This window comes from Pseudomonas sp. FSL R10-2189, from assembly GCF_009600325.1.
Classification (GTDB): Bacteria; Pseudomonadota; Gammaproteobacteria; order Pseudomonadales; family Pseudomonadaceae; genus Aquipseudomonas; species Aquipseudomonas helleri.
Genome location: NZ_WIVZ01000005.1, coordinates 192,499 through 205,875 on the forward strand (window position 1 = coordinate 192,499; position 13,377 = coordinate 205,875).

The 13,377-nt window shown below is 59.7% G+C and carries 13 protein-coding genes; 7 read left to right on the forward strand and 6 right to left on the reverse strand.

The genetic code is table 11. The annotated features are described in order from the left end of the window. The first annotated feature begins 16 nt into the window (after positions 1 to 16). From GHO32_RS06505 to GHO32_RS06525, 5 genes are all read left to right on the forward strand, one after another. Positions 17 to 1,174 carry a D-alanyl-D-alanine carboxypeptidase family protein gene (locus tag GHO32_RS06505; protein WP_048367641.1) on the forward strand — a complete coding sequence of 386 codons (1,158 nt, stop codon included), beginning with the start codon at positions 17 to 19 and terminating at the stop codon, positions 1,172 to 1,174. Between the two features lie 72 nt (positions 1,175 to 1,246). Next, positions 1,247 to 1,522, forward strand: a complete 276-nt coding sequence (locus GHO32_RS06510; protein ID WP_048367639.1) for a DUF493 domain-containing protein — start codon at positions 1,247 to 1,249, stop codon at positions 1,520 to 1,522. Continuing rightward, the gene (gene lipB / locus GHO32_RS06515) at positions 1,522 to 2,175 is read left to right on the forward strand and encodes a lipoyl(octanoyl) transferase LipB (RefSeq protein WP_153335841.1); all 654 of its coding nucleotides are present in this window, start codon (positions 1,522 to 1,524) and stop codon (positions 2,173 to 2,175) included. Before GHO32_RS06510 ends, lipB begins: the two co-directional genes overlap by 1 nt. 1 nt (position 2,176) lies before the next feature. Continuing rightward, on the forward strand, positions 2,177 to 3,217 hold the full coding sequence (gene lipA, locus GHO32_RS06520; RefSeq protein WP_048367635.1) for a lipoyl synthase: 1,041 nt from the start codon (positions 2,177 to 2,179) through the stop codon (positions 3,215 to 3,217). Positions 3,218 to 3,221: 4 nt separating this feature from the next. Then, positions 3,222 to 4,175 (forward strand): LD-carboxypeptidase, encoded by a 954-nt coding sequence (locus GHO32_RS06525; protein ID WP_153335840.1) that lies wholly within the window; start codon positions 3,222 to 3,224, stop codon positions 4,173 to 4,175. Positions 4,176 to 4,322: 147 nt separating this feature from the next. Here the strand turns inward: GHO32_RS06525 and GHO32_RS06530 are convergent, their stop codons facing one another. The 5 genes from GHO32_RS06530 to leuS all read right to left on the reverse strand — a co-directional run bounded on the left by GHO32_RS06530 (position 4,323) and on the right by leuS (position 10,315). Next, complete coding sequence (locus GHO32_RS06530; protein WP_153335839.1) at positions 4,323 to 5,636, reverse strand: lytic murein transglycosylase; 1,314 nt, start codon at positions 5,634 to 5,636, stop codon at positions 4,323 to 4,325. A 50-nt stretch (positions 5,637 to 5,686) separates the two neighbouring features. Further along, positions 5,687 to 5,836, reverse strand: a complete 150-nt coding sequence (arfA, locus tag GHO32_RS06535; protein WP_003444166.1) for an alternative ribosome rescue factor ArfA — start codon at positions 5,834 to 5,836, stop codon at positions 5,687 to 5,689. Between the two features lie 97 nt (positions 5,837 to 5,933). Next, positions 5,934 to 6,971 carry a DNA polymerase III subunit delta gene (gene holA, locus GHO32_RS06540; protein WP_048367632.1) on the reverse strand — a complete coding sequence of 346 codons (1,038 nt, stop codon included), beginning with the start codon at positions 6,969 to 6,971 and terminating at the stop codon, positions 5,934 to 5,936. Positions 6,972 to 7,018: 47 nt separating this feature from the next. Further along, entirely contained in the window at positions 7,019 to 7,618 is a 600-nt protein-coding gene (gene lptE / locus GHO32_RS06545; RefSeq protein ID WP_153335838.1) for an LPS assembly lipoprotein LptE, read from the reverse strand. A 90-nt stretch (positions 7,619 to 7,708) separates the two neighbouring features. Next, positions 7,709 to 10,315, reverse strand: a complete 2,607-nt coding sequence (leuS, locus tag GHO32_RS06550) for a leucine--tRNA ligase (protein ID WP_153335837.1) — start codon at positions 10,313 to 10,315, stop codon at positions 7,709 to 7,711. Positions 10,316 to 10,548: 233 nt separating this feature from the next. Here leuS and GHO32_RS06555 point away from each other — a divergent pair, with 233 nt between their 5' ends. Next, complete coding sequence (locus tag GHO32_RS06555) at positions 10,549 to 10,836, forward strand: hypothetical protein (RefSeq protein ID WP_048367627.1); 288 nt, start codon at positions 10,549 to 10,551, stop codon at positions 10,834 to 10,836. Between the two features lie 146 nt (positions 10,837 to 10,982). After that, a complete protein-coding gene (locus GHO32_RS06560) occupies positions 10,983 to 11,744 on the forward strand; it encodes a YdcF family protein (RefSeq protein ID WP_153335836.1) in 762 nt (253 codons plus the stop codon). A gap of 92 nt (positions 11,745 to 11,836) precedes the next feature. On the opposite strand, the gene lnt is transcribed toward GHO32_RS06560, so the two are convergent. Further along, positions 11,837 to 13,360, reverse strand: coding sequence for an apolipoprotein N-acyltransferase (lnt, locus tag GHO32_RS06565; protein ID WP_153335835.1), 1,524 nt, complete (start codon positions 13,358 to 13,360; stop codon positions 11,837 to 11,839). Positions 13,361 to 13,377: the final 17 nt, after the last annotated feature.

Consider the following 13,377-nt stretch of genomic DNA (forward strand, 5'->3'; position numbering starts at 1 on the left):
CAAACTCGAGAGACGGATGAACATCACCACCTTTGCCAAACGCCTGTGCCTGCTTGTACCGCTGATCGTCACTCCTGCCGCCTGGGCAGCCGAGATGATGCCGTCGCCGCCACAGCTGGCCGCCAAATCCTACGTTCTGATGGATGCCAACAGCGGTAACGTGCTGGTGGAGAACAACGGTGATCAGCGTCTGCCTCCGGCCAGCTTGACCAAGCTGATGACCGCTTACATCGCGACTCTGGAAATCCGTCGTGGCCAGATCGGCGAGAACGACCCGGTAACCGTCAGCGAAAACGCCTGGCGCACCGGCGGTTCGCGTATGTTCATCAAGGTCGGCAGCCAAGTGTCGGTCAGCGACCTGTTGCACGGCATCATCATTCAGTCGGGTAACGACGCCAGCGTTGCGCTGTCCGAGCACATCGCCGGCAGCGAAGACGCCTTCGCTGACATGATGAACAAAACCGCTGGCGACCTGGGCATGTCCAACAGCCACTTCATGAACCCGACCGGCCTGCCGAACCCGGAGCACTACTCGTCGGCTCACGACATGTCGTTGCTGGCTCGCGCCATCATCCACGAAGACCCGACTCACTACGCGATCTACTCGCAGAAAGAGTTCTTCTGGAACGGTATCAAGCAGCCTAACCGTAACTTGTTGCTGTGGCGTGACAAGACCGTTGATGGTCTGAAAACCGGTCACACCGACGAAGCCGGCTACTGCATGGTGTCTTCGGCGGTACGTGACGGCATGCGCCTGATCGCCGTGGTATTCGGCACCAACAGCGAAGCAGCACGTGCTGCTGAAACCCAGAAACTGCTGACCTACGGCTTCCGTTTCTTCGAAACCCAGACCTTCTACCAGAAGGGCACGGAGCTTGCTCAAGCGCCAGTCTGGAAAGGCACCACTCACCAGGTTAAAGCTGGCCTGGCCGATGACCTGAGTCTGACCCTGCCTAAAGGCCAATTGAAAAAGCTGGCGGCGAGCATGACCATGAACCCGCAGCTGATGGCCCCTATCGCTAAAGGCGATGTGATCGGCAAGGTTGAAGTCAAACTGGACGACAAAGTTATCCACAGCGCTGACTTGATCGCGCTGGAGCCGGTTGAGGAAGGTGGCATTTTCCGCCGTGTGTGGGATAGCATCCGTCTATTCTTCTTTGGGCTGTTCAACTGATTTAACCCACCCTGCGTGGCCCCTTGCTGAGTGTGCAGGGGGCCGCTCTGTAGTTCCCGAGGCCAATACGCCATGACCGATACCGAAGTAAAGGCGCCAAAGATCGAATTTCCTCAAACTGACTATCCGGTTAAGGTGATCAGTGACACGGGTGTGGGCAACAAAGACAAGATCATTGCCATCGTTCTGAAACACGCAAAGATCAATGACGAGCGCATCGACGAGCGTCAGAGCACCAACGGCAAATACACCACGATTCAGTTGCACATCGTTGCGACCGATCAAGACCAGCTGTACAACATCAACAGCGAGCTGCGAGCCACCGGCTTCGTGCACATGGTGCTGTGATGCCGCAGATCTTGGGTGTTCGTGATTTGGGTGTGCTCGATTACGAGCGCACCTGGCAGGCGATGCAACGTTTCACCGACCAACGCAAGCACACGCCGGACACGCAAGACGAGGTCTGGCTGGTGCAGCATCCGCCGGTGTTCACCCAAGGTCAGGCGGGCAAGGCCGAACATCTGTTGTTGCCGGGGGATATCCCGGTTGTTAAATCGGACCGCGGCGGGCAAGTGACCTATCACGGGCCCGGCCAGTTGGTCGCTTACCTGTTGCTGGATGTGCGCCGTCTCGGTTTTGGCGTGCGTGAGCTGGTCAGCCGCATGGAGCTTTGCCTGATCGAGTTGCTGGCCACCTATGGCGTGACTGCGGCGGCCAAGCCCGATGCGCCCGGCGTGTATGTCGACGGTGCGAAAATCGCATCCCTGGGCCTGCGCATTCGCAATGGTTGCTCTTTCCACGGTCTGGCGCTGAATGTGGACATGGACCTGGAACCGTTTCGACGGATTAACCCCTGTGGTTATGCGGGGCTGGCAATGACCCAGTTGCGTGACCATGCAGGGCCGATTGAATTTGCCGAGGTAGGTGTCCAGCTGCGTGCGCAGCTCGTCAAACACCTCGACTATGCTGAGCAGACGACCCTAACGGGCGGAATCGACTGATATGACTACTGCGCAAGACGCTGTTCAAACCCTGATCCCGACGCTGGATATCTCCGAACGTGTGGCCCGTGCGCAAGAGGCCCGTTCCAAGGTTGAGACTGGCGTTAAATTGCGCGGTGCCGAAAAGGTTGCGCGTATCCCGGTAAAAATCATTCCGACCACCGAGCTGCCGAAGAAGCCAGACTGGATTCGCGTGCGCATTCCGGTGTCGCCGGAAGTCGACCGCATCAAGGCGTTGCTGCGTAAACACAAGCTGCACAGTGTGTGCGAAGAAGCCTCCTGCCCGAACCTGGGCGAGTGTTTCTCGGGCGGCACCGCGACGTTCATGATCATGGGTGACATCTGTACCCGTCGTTGCCCGTTCTGCGATGTGGGCCATGGTCGTCCAAAACCACTGGACACCAACGAGCCGGATAACCTGGCCGTTGCCATTGCTGACTTGCGCCTGAAGTACGTGGTGATCACCTCGGTAGACCGTGACGACCTGCGTGACGGCGGTGCTCAGCACTTTGCCGACTGCATCCGTGAAATCCGTCGCCTGTCGCCGAACGTCGTGCTCGAAACCCTGGTTCCGGACTACCGTGGCCGCATGGACATCGCGTTGGAAATCACCGCAGCCGAGCCGCCGGATGTGTTCAACCACAACCTCGAAACCGTGCCTCGCCTGTACAAGGCTGCGCGCCCGGGTTCTGACTACCAGTGGTCGCTGACCCTGCTGCAACGCTTCAAGCAAATGATGCCGCACATTCCTACCAAGTCCGGCTTGATGCTGGGCCTGGGTGAAACCGATGACGAAGTCATTGAAGTGATGCAGCGCATGCGCGAACACGACATCGACATGCTGACCCTGGGCCAGTACCTGCAACCGTCGCGCAGCCACTTGCCAGTGCAGCGTTTTGTGCACCCGGACACCTTCGCCTGGTTCGCCGAAGAAGGTTACAAAATGGGCTTCAAAAACGTCGCCTCGGGTCCGCTGGTGCGTTCTTCGTACCACGCAGACGAGCAAGCCAAACTGGTTAAAGACATGTTGGTAGGTTCCTGAAACCATGAATAGCCGGTTCGCTGCGCCTGTGTCGTTCACTACTCACAGCGCAGTGCCCGCGCTGCCTGCCGGCGGGGTGATCGGTGTGATCGCCCCGGCTGGTCCCTCCGAATTCGATCTGCACAGTGCAACCCAATGGATGGAAACCCGTGGCTATCAGCTCAAGGTGTTTCCAGGCGTCTGGGAGAAAGACGGCTACCTGGCCGGTTCCGATGCTGTGCGCTTGCGTGACCTGCATGATGCTTTTGCCGACGACACTGTGGATGCCATTCTGTGCATGCGCGGCGGCTATGGCTGCACGCGCTTTCTCGAATACATCGATTTTGAGCTGCTCAGACGCCATCCCAAGCCGTTTGTGGGCTACAGCGACATCACTGCGCTGCATTTGGCGATCACCCGTTACGCGGGCTTTGTGACCTTCCACGGGGCCATGCTGAATGCGGACCTGCTGGGCAACAAACAGCTGCCAACAGAATCCTCCTTGCTGCGCATGCTCAGCGGGCAACAATCGGCATTGCTGGAGCACCCTGCGGCGTACCCGCTAACCACCCTTGCGCCGGGCAGTGCCAGTGGTCGCTTGCTGGGCGGCAACCTGTCGATGATCTGCGCCACCATTGGCACGGCGTTTGAGCTGGACGATCAGGGCATCATCCTGTTTATCGAAGACGTCAACGAGCCGTTATACCGGGTCGATCGCCTGCTCACCCATCTGCGCCAGGCGGGCAAGCTTGGGCGGGTGCGCGCAGTGTTGGTGGGGGACTTTGCCGGGGTCGATGTTTCGCGGTTGGAGCTATTGCTCAAGCAGGAGCTGGGGCCGCTGAATATCCCCGTGCTGGCCGGCTGGCGCAGCGGCCATTGCGACCCGAACATCACCTTGCCGATGGGCGCGCACGTGCGTCTGGATGCCGACAAGCAGCAGGTAGTGCTTGAACAGGCCGTGGTAACGGCTCAAACCTGACTTTGTCCCTCGCGACTTTTTAAAAGATCAAAAGATCGCGAGGCAAGCTCGCTCCTACATTTTTTGGTGTTCACCCCGCAGGCTGCGATCTTTTGACGTTAAAGATCAACAGATGGCAGCCTCCGGCAACTCCTACAAATTAATAGGTTATTGGCTGCGCAAACGCTCGAGCAGTTTGTGCGTCGGGTAGCCGTCGGCGGCCCAGCCAAAAGCTTGTTGGGCGCTACGAATCGCTTTGCGGGTGTTGGCGCCAATAATGCCGTCAGGGTTGCCCGCATCGAAGTTGCGCTGGCTCAGCAGGGTCTGCAACTCCATGCGTTCGGTGCGGCTCAAGGGCAGGTCGTCTTTTGGCCAGTCGCCCACTATCACCCCGCCGCCATTGAAGCGCTGCGACAGCAAGCCCACTGCCAAGGCATACGATGACGAGTTGTTGTAACGCAAAATGGCGCGGAAGTTATCCAGCACCAAAAACGCCGGGCCACGGTAGCCAGCCGGCAACAACAAGGTGGCGCTGAGTTCTTCGGACCCGGCAGGTGCCTGGGTGCCAGCCGGCAGTGTTACGCCGAGCTTGCGCCATTCACTGACGCTTTTGCGCACCGCGCCATCAGCCAGCGCGTAATCGAACCCGGCTGGCAACTGAACCTCAAAGCCCCACGGCTGGCCTTGCTTCCAGCCAGAGCTTTGCAGGTAGTGGGCGGTCGAGGCCAGGGCGTCGGCTGAGCTGTTCCAGATATCGCGACGGCCATCGCCATCGAAATCCACCGCGTGGGTTTCATAGGTGGTCGGGATGAACTGGGTCTGGCCCATGGCGCCTGCCCAGGAGCCGAGCATTTTGTCCGGCGTGACATCGCCTTCCTGAATGATCTTGAGCGCGGCAATCAGTTGGCTTTGGGCGAACTCCGGGCGACGGCCTTCATAGGCGAGGGTGGCCAGTGAGCGAATCACCGACTTGTTGCCCTGGAAGGTGCCGAAGTTGCTTTCCATGCCCCACACCGACACCAGCGCCTGGCGGTCAACACCGTAGCGTTGCTCGATGCGGCTCAGCAGTTCGGCGTTTTGCTCCAGCAGGCGCTGGCCGTTACGCACGCGTAAAGGTGACAGGGCACCGTCGAGGTACTCCCAGACCGGGCGGCTGAATTCAGGTTGGCTGCGGTCGGCCTTGATCACGCTCATGTCAGGCGTTACGCCGTTGAACGCGTTATCAAAAATAGTCGGGGAGATCCCGGCGTTCAGCGCTTGCACGCGGAAACTGTCCAGCCATTGCTCAAAGCTTTGAGCGGGCTGAATGTCGGGTATGTCAGTGCTGGCGGCATTGGTGGTGACCACCGGCGCGGCAGGCGGGACAGGCAAAGGCTGGGCATCGGCTGCGGTGGGTTTTTCTGCGCAGGCGACTAACAAGATGACGCTGGAAAAAGCAATCAGTTGGCGCATCGGCCAACGGTGTGAAGAACTTAAAGACATGCGCAGGTCCACGAAATGCAAATCAGATGCAGACCTTATCATCCCCGCTGTCAGGCAGCCAGAAAGTAAAAAGCCTCCCGGTCTCTCGACTGGAAGGCTTCGCGGCGGTAGCTGCCTTTGCCTTTGGCGGGGCGTTCCTGGCGGCTGCGGAACAGGGGTTGGGCAACAATGGACTTGGCCTTGTTGGGGCGCTTGCTCATGGCTTTACTCTCGCTGGGTTAGAAAAGGCTCAATGTGAACGAGCGCAAATCATCGGCCAGTTTTTTTGAGTTGTCCAGTGCGCCCCTGCGTTGAGGATTACTCCGCTGGCAAATTCAGACGTTGCCCACACATCAGCAGCGTTAATCGGCTCAGGCTGCTCCAGGCTGACCCGGCGGCCTGGCCTTTGATCTGAGCATCAATGCGTTGCGCATCCATCAATAGTTGGGCCCAACGTTGCGCCGAATAACGTTGCAACGCTTTGCTCATGAGCGGTTTGCGCTTGTCCCAGACCGGTGGGCGGGCCTGGCTGAAGGCTTTGTCCAGCGGGATGCCCTGGCTGTATTGCAGTGCAATGTTGGCCAGCACCCGCAACTCGCGGGCCAACGCCCACAAAATCACCGGTGGTTCGACGCCTTCGCCGCGCAGGCCTTCGAGCATGCGCAGGGCATGCGCCGCTTCGCCGTTGAGCACCGCATCGACCAGGCCGAATACATCAAACCGCGCACTGTCAGCCACCGCTGCCTGCACGGTTTCGACGGTGATCTGGCCATCTTCGGCCATCAGCTTGAGCTTTTCGACTTCCTGGGCTGCCGCCAGCAGGTTGCCTTCAACCCGAGCGGCGATGAGTTCGACAGCGTCCTGGCTGGCGGCCAGCCCGGCTTGCGACAGGCGCTGACGAATCCATTGCGGCAACTGGTTGGCGTCAACCGGCCAGATCTGCAAGAACTGGGTCTGCGGGCCTTCAATCAGGGCTTTGCCCCACTTGGTCTTTTGCGCGCTGCCGTCGAGCTTGGGCAGGCTGATCAGCAGCAAGGTGTCTTCGGCCGGGCGCGAGCAATACTCGATGAGGGCCGCCGCACCTTTGTCGCCGGGTTTGCCGGAAGGCAGGCGCAACTCCAGCAGGCGCCGTTCGGCAAACAGCGACATGCTGGCACCCGCTTGCAGCAGCGTGCCCCAGTCAAAGCTGGCGTCGGCGCTGAATACCTGGCGCTCATCAAAGCCCTGCTGGCGGGCAGCCGTGCGGATGGCGTCTGCAGCTTCCTGGCATAACAGCGGGTCATCGCCGCTGATGATGTAGACCGGCGACAGGCTGCCTTGCAGGTGTTTGGTGAGTTGAGCGGGGGCGAGTTTCATAGGGGCTAGATAGATGACGGGGCGCTTGAGCGCCCCGTATCCCTTACTTATGGCAGTTCGAGGGGCGACTGCTGAGGGGTTTCGGCTTCAGCTTTTTGCTGGGCTTCCAGGGCTGCCGCTTCTGCACGGGCCTTTTCGTCGGCCAGTGTTTGCAGCTCGGCCAGACGTGCCGGCGTCAGTTGCTCAAGGCGCAGCAGGACTTGCTGAACCAGGTCGCGGTCGAGTTCCTTGCGGACCATCGAGGCTTCCTGAGTGCTACCCGCGATGTTGCCAGTGTCTTGCATGAAGAATTTACGGGCTTCAACTTTGTTCTCGAGCAACACCAGGTTGTTGTCGCCTTTGATCTGGTAGTTCAAGACCTTGGTCAGTTCGTACTCAGCGGTCGAGCCGGTGCCGGTGTAGCTGGCAGCGCGCTGGTTCTCTTGCTCATTGTTCAATACGAGCTTGTACGGTGCCGCGTCGGTGATTTTAACGCCGCTGCCTTCCAGCGCCAGGCGCAGGTCGCGAACGGTTTGGCCGTAGGCATCACGGGCGCTGAGGCCCAGCTCGGTAATGGTCAGTTGGTTGGTGCCGGTACCGCGCAGCTGGAAGCCGCAGGCACTCAACAGAACAGCGAGACCCATCACCAGCAAGTTGCGTTTGATCATGTGTTGCTCCCCTTGAAACCAGGTAGGTCGGTATTGCGACCCGAAAGGTTTTAATGGGCGCCCGACTCAAAGGCCGGGCGCCTGTTCCAATTAGCTGGCGACGATGTTGACCAATTTACCCGGTACCACGATCACTTTGCGGATCGTCAGGCCTTCGGTAAAGCGCAGCACGTTTTCGTTGGTGCGGGCAGCCGCCTCAACCTCTTCACGGCTGGCAGCCGCAGGCATTTCGATGTGACCGCGCAGTTTGCCGTTCACCTGAATAACCAGCTGCAAGGTGTCTTGCACCAGTGCGCTTTCATCCAGGGTTGGCCAGGCGGCGTCAATGATTGCCGTGGTGTGACCCAACTGGCCCCACAGCACGTGGCTGATGTGCGGCGTGATCGGCGCGAGAATCAAAGCAACTGTCTCAAGACCTTCCTGCAGCAGGGCGCGGTCCTGTTCGGTGGCTTGCGGTGCTTTTTCGAGCACGTTCATCACGGTCATTACCTGGGCAACGGCTGTGTTGAATTTGTGATGCTGGCCGACGTCCTGGCTTGCTTGCTTGATGGCCTGGTGAATGGCGCGGCGAATGACTTTTTGCTCGTCATTCAGGCCGGCAACGTCCAGCGCGCCCGGCAGGCCTTGGCCTACGTGAGCGTGGGCCAGGCGCCATACGCGCTTGAGGAAGCGGTGCGCACCCTCAACACCGGCATCCGACCATTCCAGGCTGGCGTCAGGTGGCGAGGCGAACATCATGAACAGACGGCAGGTGTCTGCGCCATATTGTTCGATCATCGACTGAGGGTCGACGCCGTTGTTCAACGACTTGGACATTTTTTGCGAACCGCCGATTTCAACCGGCAGGCCGTCAGACTTCAGCGTGGCGCCGATGATCTTGGCCTTGGCGTCGCGCTCAACTTCTACGTCGTCCGGGTTGAAGTAGTCCTTGCCACCGTTGTCCAGGGTACGGAAATAGGTATCCGCGATAACCATGCCCTGGGTCAGCAGGTTCTTGAACGGCTCGTTGGAGCTGACCAGACCTTCGTCGCGCATCAGTTTGTGGAAGAAGCGTGCGTACAGCAGGTGCAAGATCGCGTGTTCGATACCGCCGATGTACTGGTCGACCGGCAACCAGTGGTCGGCCGCCTTGCGCTCAACCAGGCCGCCGTCGAAGTGCGGCGAAGCGTAGCGCGCGTAGTACCACGACGACTCGACGAAGGTGTCCATCGTGTCGGTTTCGCGTTTGGCCGGTGCGCCACATTTAGGGCAGCTGCACTCGTAGAACTCAGGCATGCGCGCCAATGGCGAACCGGCGCCATCGGGTACGACGTCTTCTGGCAATACGACTGGCAGTTGGTCTTCCGGGACCGGCACGTCACCGCAGGTGTCGCAGTGCACGATCGGGATCGGGCAGCCCCAGTAGCGCTGGCGGCTGATGCCCCAGTCACGCAGACGGAACTGGGTACGCGACTGGCCCAGGTGCTTGGTGGTCAGGGCAGCTTCGATGGCATCGAATGCAGCCTGGAAGTCCAGACCGTCGAATTCGCCGGAGTTGATCAGCGGGCCGTGTTCGCCGTAAGCGGCCTGCCACGGTGCTGGCGACTCATCGCCTGCGCTGGTGCGGACAACGGCCTTGATCGGCAGGTTGTACTTGGTGGCGAATTCGAAATCACGCTCGTCGTGCGCCGGGACTGCCATTACAGCGCCATCGCCGTAATGCATCAGTACGTAGTTGGCAACCCACACCGGGAGCTTTTCGCCGGTCAATGGGTGTTCCACGTACAGCGAGGTGGGCAGGCCCTTTTTCTCTTGGGTCGCCACGTCGGCTTCGGCAACGCTGCCGCCTTTGCATTCAGCGATAAACGCTTGCAGCTCAGGATTGTTCTGCGCTGCCAGGGTGGCCAGCGGGTGTTCTGCGGCCACGGCCACGTAAGTGGCGCCCATCAGGGTGTCTGGGCGGGTGGTGAAGACTTTGAGTGCGCCCGCTTCGCCGATGGAAGCCTGGTCGTAGGGGAACTGCACTTCCATGCCACGGGATTTGCCAATCCAGTTGCGTTGCATGGTTTTGACTTGCTCCGGCCAGCCGGGCATGTCGTCGAGGCTTTCAAGCAGCTCATCCGCGTAAGCGGTGATCTTGAAGTAGTACATCGGGATTTCGCGTTTTTCGATCAACGCGCCCGAACGCCAGCCGCGGCCGTCGATCACTTGTTCGTTGGCCAGAACGGTCTGGTCGACCGGGTCCCAGTTCACGGTACCGTTTTTGCGGTAGATCACGCCTTTTTCGAACAGGCGGGTGAACAGCCACTGTTCCCAGCGGTAGTAATCAGGCTTGCAGGTGGTGATCTCGCGTGACCAGTCCACCGCCAGACCCAGGCTGCACAGCTGGGTTTTCATGTAGGCGATGTTGTCGTAGGTCCACTTGGCCGGGGCGACTTTGTTTTTCATCGCCGCGTTTTCAGCCGGCATGCCGAAAGCGTCCCAACCCATGGGTTGTAGAACGTTTTTGCCGAGCATGCGCTGGTAGCGCGAGATCACGTCACCGATGGTGTAGTTGCGCACGTGCCCCATGTGTAGCTTGCCGCTTGGGTACGGGAACATCGATAGGCAGTAGTAGGTTTCTTTGCCTAGATCTTCGCTGACTTCGAAGGACTTTTGGTTGTCCCAGAATGATTGGGCGGCGGCTTCTATTTCACGGGGTTGATATTGTTCGTGCATGGCTACTTGTACTAATAAAGGGTGGCCTAATCCTCTTCAACTCACGCGGACATTTTTGTTGCCCGGTCAGGTTGGAGCAGGGGTTACAGGAAGTCCCGTAGCATACATGACCCCACTCTATCGAGGGAAACCCTGATTGCCTCATCGCTCCGTTGGTCGCAGCGGCGCGCTGGTTTTAGCAGCGCAGCTACGCTGTTGGTGGGGGGAAGAAACTTCCTTAATGAGGTGGACGGATGGTTGAGTCGCAATACAAGGCTATAAATTCGGAGGTGTTCGAGCGTCTGATTGATCGTTTGAGTGTGGCTCTAGATTCAGCAAAAACGGCAGTGCGACTGAGAAACGAACGTCCTGCCGAATTGGAATTGCGTGGGTTGAGTCGTGCCGAGCTGGAGTTGATCAACGTTTATTTAAACCGGATCGGGCGTGAGGCTGATGAACGCCTGCAAGGCAGCAGTACTGAGCAAAAAGCCCCTCAGACAGCCAAGGTCATCTGGCTAAAAGACAGGGTTAAGGGTAAGTAGGCCGGCGCGACGATTCAGGTTGGGCCCACATGAAGAGCGGCATTTCCTCAGGGTTGAGGTAACACGGGTTGTGATTGAGTTTTGGCCAGCCCTGTTGATGCCTCCCTTCAACCCCCTTAGGCTTCGGGCATCTATGGAGATGCTCGATGCCTTTTCGCTACTTTGTTAAACAACTTCTACTGCCTCCGGGCATCCTTCTTTTATTCCTGCTGTCGGCCTGGTGGCTGCGGCATTCGCGTCCGCGTTTGGCCGGTGTGCTGTTTGCCGTGGGCCTGGGCGGCATGTGGCTGATGAGCCTGCCGGTGATGGTGGAATGGAGCGCCCGCACCATTGAGCGCGAGCCTGCGTTAGCCCCCAATGAGTGGTCGAGCTTGTCTGAACGGGCCGATGCCATTGTGCTGCTGGGCTCCGGGCGAGAGCGCGATGACCCGGCGTGGGGCAGTGATCAGCCCACCGGGATCGGCCTGGAACGCCAGCGCTATGCGGCGCAACTGGCCAAGGCTTCGGGGTTGCCGGTGCTGGTCACGGGCGGCTTGCACTACGGCACCCCGCCGAGCGAGGCGCAGATAATGGCCGACTCGTTGCGCGAAGATTCGGGGTTAGAGGTTCGCTGGAAAGAAGAACGCAGTCGCACTACGTGGGAAAACGCACAAATGAGTGCAGAGATTCTGTTGCCGCAGGGCATCAAGCGCGTGGTGGTGGTCACCCAGGCGTGGCACATGCCGCGTTCGGTGTGGAGCTTTGAAAAGGCGGGGTTTGAGGTCGTGCCGGCGCCGGTCGGCTTTTTAAGCGTCGACAACGCCAGGCCGCTGGGCGGCTGGATGCCGGAGTACAAGTCTGTCTGGCAGTCCGGGCTGTTGCTCAACGAAGCCGTCGGGCAGATCGCCTACCCGTTGTTTTACCGCTAAGTGCGCCTTGTGGGAGCGAGCTTGCCTCACGATCTTTTGATCTTTAAAAGATCGCGAGGCAAGCTCGCTCCTACAGGGGTTGGCCTTCGGGTTTACACCGTCTTGGCGATGCGGCTGGTGATCAGCGCCCAGCCAATCAGCAGCGCACACAAGATTGCCAGCGGCCACGAGCGCCACTGCAGGTAAGGCGTGAGGTTGTGCATGGGCACCACGTCGCCGTACAGGATTCCTTGCTCGAACTGCGGGATCTGCGTGGTGATCTGCCCAAACGGGTTGATCAGCGCGGTGACGCCGTTGTTGGTCGCCCTGATCATCCAGCGGCCCGCTTCAAGGGCGCGCATCTGGGCCATCTGCAAATGTTGCAGGGGGCCGATCGAGGTGCCGAACCAGGTGTCGTTGCTGATGGTCAGCAAAATATCGCTTTGCGCGGCCAGCCCGGCGACAAAGTCCGGGTACACCACTTCGTAGCAAATCAGCGGGGCGATCTGGTAACCCTTGGCCTGCAGCATGGGTTGGTCGGCAGGCCCGCGGGCAAAGTCTGACATCGGCAGGTCAAAAAACGCGATCAGGCCGCGCAGTACATCCTGCAACGGGACGTACTCGCCAAACGGTACGAGTTTTTGTTTCAGGTACACGCCATCGCCTTCACCCACGGCTGTGATGCCGTTGAAGAAGCGCGATTCATGGCGCACTTCTTCGCGGATCGGCACGCCGGTAATCAGCGCGGAATTTCGCTCGGCAGCGAACCGGCTCATCATCGTCAAATAGCCTTCGGCGTTCTCTTTGAGCACCGGAATGGCCGTTTCAGGCCACACAATCAGGTCGACGCGCTTGGAGCTGAAGGTCATATCACGGTACAGCGCCAACTGCGCATTAAGCTCAGCCGGGTCCCATTTCATGCTTTGTGCGACGTTGCCCTGCATTGCCGCCACGCTCAGCGGGTCACCCGACGGGCTGGTCCAGGCGTGATGCTTGAGCGCAATGCCGATGCACCAAGGGCCGACCAGTAACACCAAAGCGGCGCCGATAAAGGTTTTGCGCCTGGCTTTGATCAGGCGGGGCAGGTTGCACAGCAGCGCTGCGGTCAGCGCCAGGGTGAACGAAATAAGCCACATGCCGCCCAGCGGCGCGAGCCCGGCGAGGGGGCCGTCGAGCTGGCTGTAACCCGAGTAAAGCCACGGGAAGCCCGTGAGGAACCAGCCACGGAAAGCCTCTTGGGCCGTCCACAGCGCAGCAAAGGCCAGGGTGTCGGCCAGCGGCGCTTCATTGCGTCGGATCCAGCGCGCCCACAGCCAGGCGGGCAGGGCAAAGAACCAGGCAATGGCAGCGGTGAACAGCAGCATCAAGAAGCCGGCCAGCAGCACCGACGCCCCGCCGAAGTGGTGAATGCTGTAGTAGATCCAGCTGGTGCCCGCGCCAAACAGGCCAAAGCCGAAGCACCAGCCACGGCCCAGCGCCTGCTTGGGCGACAGGTCGCGCAAGCCCAGATAGAACAGGGCCAGGGCAACCAGTGCCAGCGGCCAGATATCGAAAGGTGCCAACGCCAGGGTTGTCAGTGCGCCGGCCACCACAGCCAGCAAGTTACCGGGCCAGCCGGGGGCGGTTATCCAGCGCATTTCAATCCTTAGCGTCA

What these genes read in the sequence shown, in the direction of transcription:
- GHO32_RS06505 (WP_048367641.1), top strand. Translation starts at nt 17, where the DNA reads ATGAACATCACCACCTTTGCCAAACGCCTGTGCCTGCTTGTACCGCTG.
- GHO32_RS06510 (WP_048367639.1), top strand. Translation starts at nt 1,247, where the DNA reads ATGACCGATACCGAAGTAAAGGCGCCAAAGATCGAATTTCCTCAAACT.
- lipB (WP_153335841.1), top strand. Translation starts at nt 1,522, where the DNA reads ATGCCGCAGATCTTGGGTGTTCGTGATTTGGGTGTGCTCGATTACGAG.
- lipA (WP_048367635.1), top strand. Translation starts at nt 2,177, where the DNA reads ATGACTACTGCGCAAGACGCTGTTCAAACCCTGATCCCGACGCTGGAT.
- GHO32_RS06525 (WP_153335840.1), top strand. Translation starts at nt 3,222, where the DNA reads ATGAATAGCCGGTTCGCTGCGCCTGTGTCGTTCACTACTCACAGCGCA.
- GHO32_RS06530 (WP_153335839.1), bottom strand. Translation starts at nt 5,636, where the DNA reads ATGTCTTTAAGTTCTTCACACCGTTGGCCGATGCGCCAACTGATTGCT.
- arfA (WP_003444166.1), bottom strand. Translation starts at nt 5,836, where the DNA reads ATGAGCAAGCGCCCCAACAAGGCCAAGTCCATTGTTGCCCAACCCCTG.
- holA (WP_048367632.1), bottom strand. Translation starts at nt 6,971, where the DNA reads ATGAAACTCGCCCCCGCTCAACTCACCAAACACCTGCAAGGCAGCCTG.
- lptE (WP_153335838.1), bottom strand. Translation starts at nt 7,618, where the DNA reads ATGATCAAACGCAACTTGCTGGTGATGGGTCTCGCTGTTCTGTTGAGT.
- leuS (WP_153335837.1), bottom strand. Translation starts at nt 10,315, where the DNA reads ATGCACGAACAATATCAACCCCGTGAAATAGAAGCCGCCGCCCAATCA.
- GHO32_RS06555 (WP_048367627.1), top strand. Translation starts at nt 10,549, where the DNA reads ATGGTTGAGTCGCAATACAAGGCTATAAATTCGGAGGTGTTCGAGCGT.
- GHO32_RS06560 (WP_153335836.1), top strand. Translation starts at nt 10,983, where the DNA reads ATGCCTTTTCGCTACTTTGTTAAACAACTTCTACTGCCTCCGGGCATC.
- lnt (WP_153335835.1), bottom strand. Translation starts at nt 13,360, where the DNA reads ATGCGCTGGATAACCGCCCCCGGCTGGCCCGGTAACTTGCTGGCTGTG.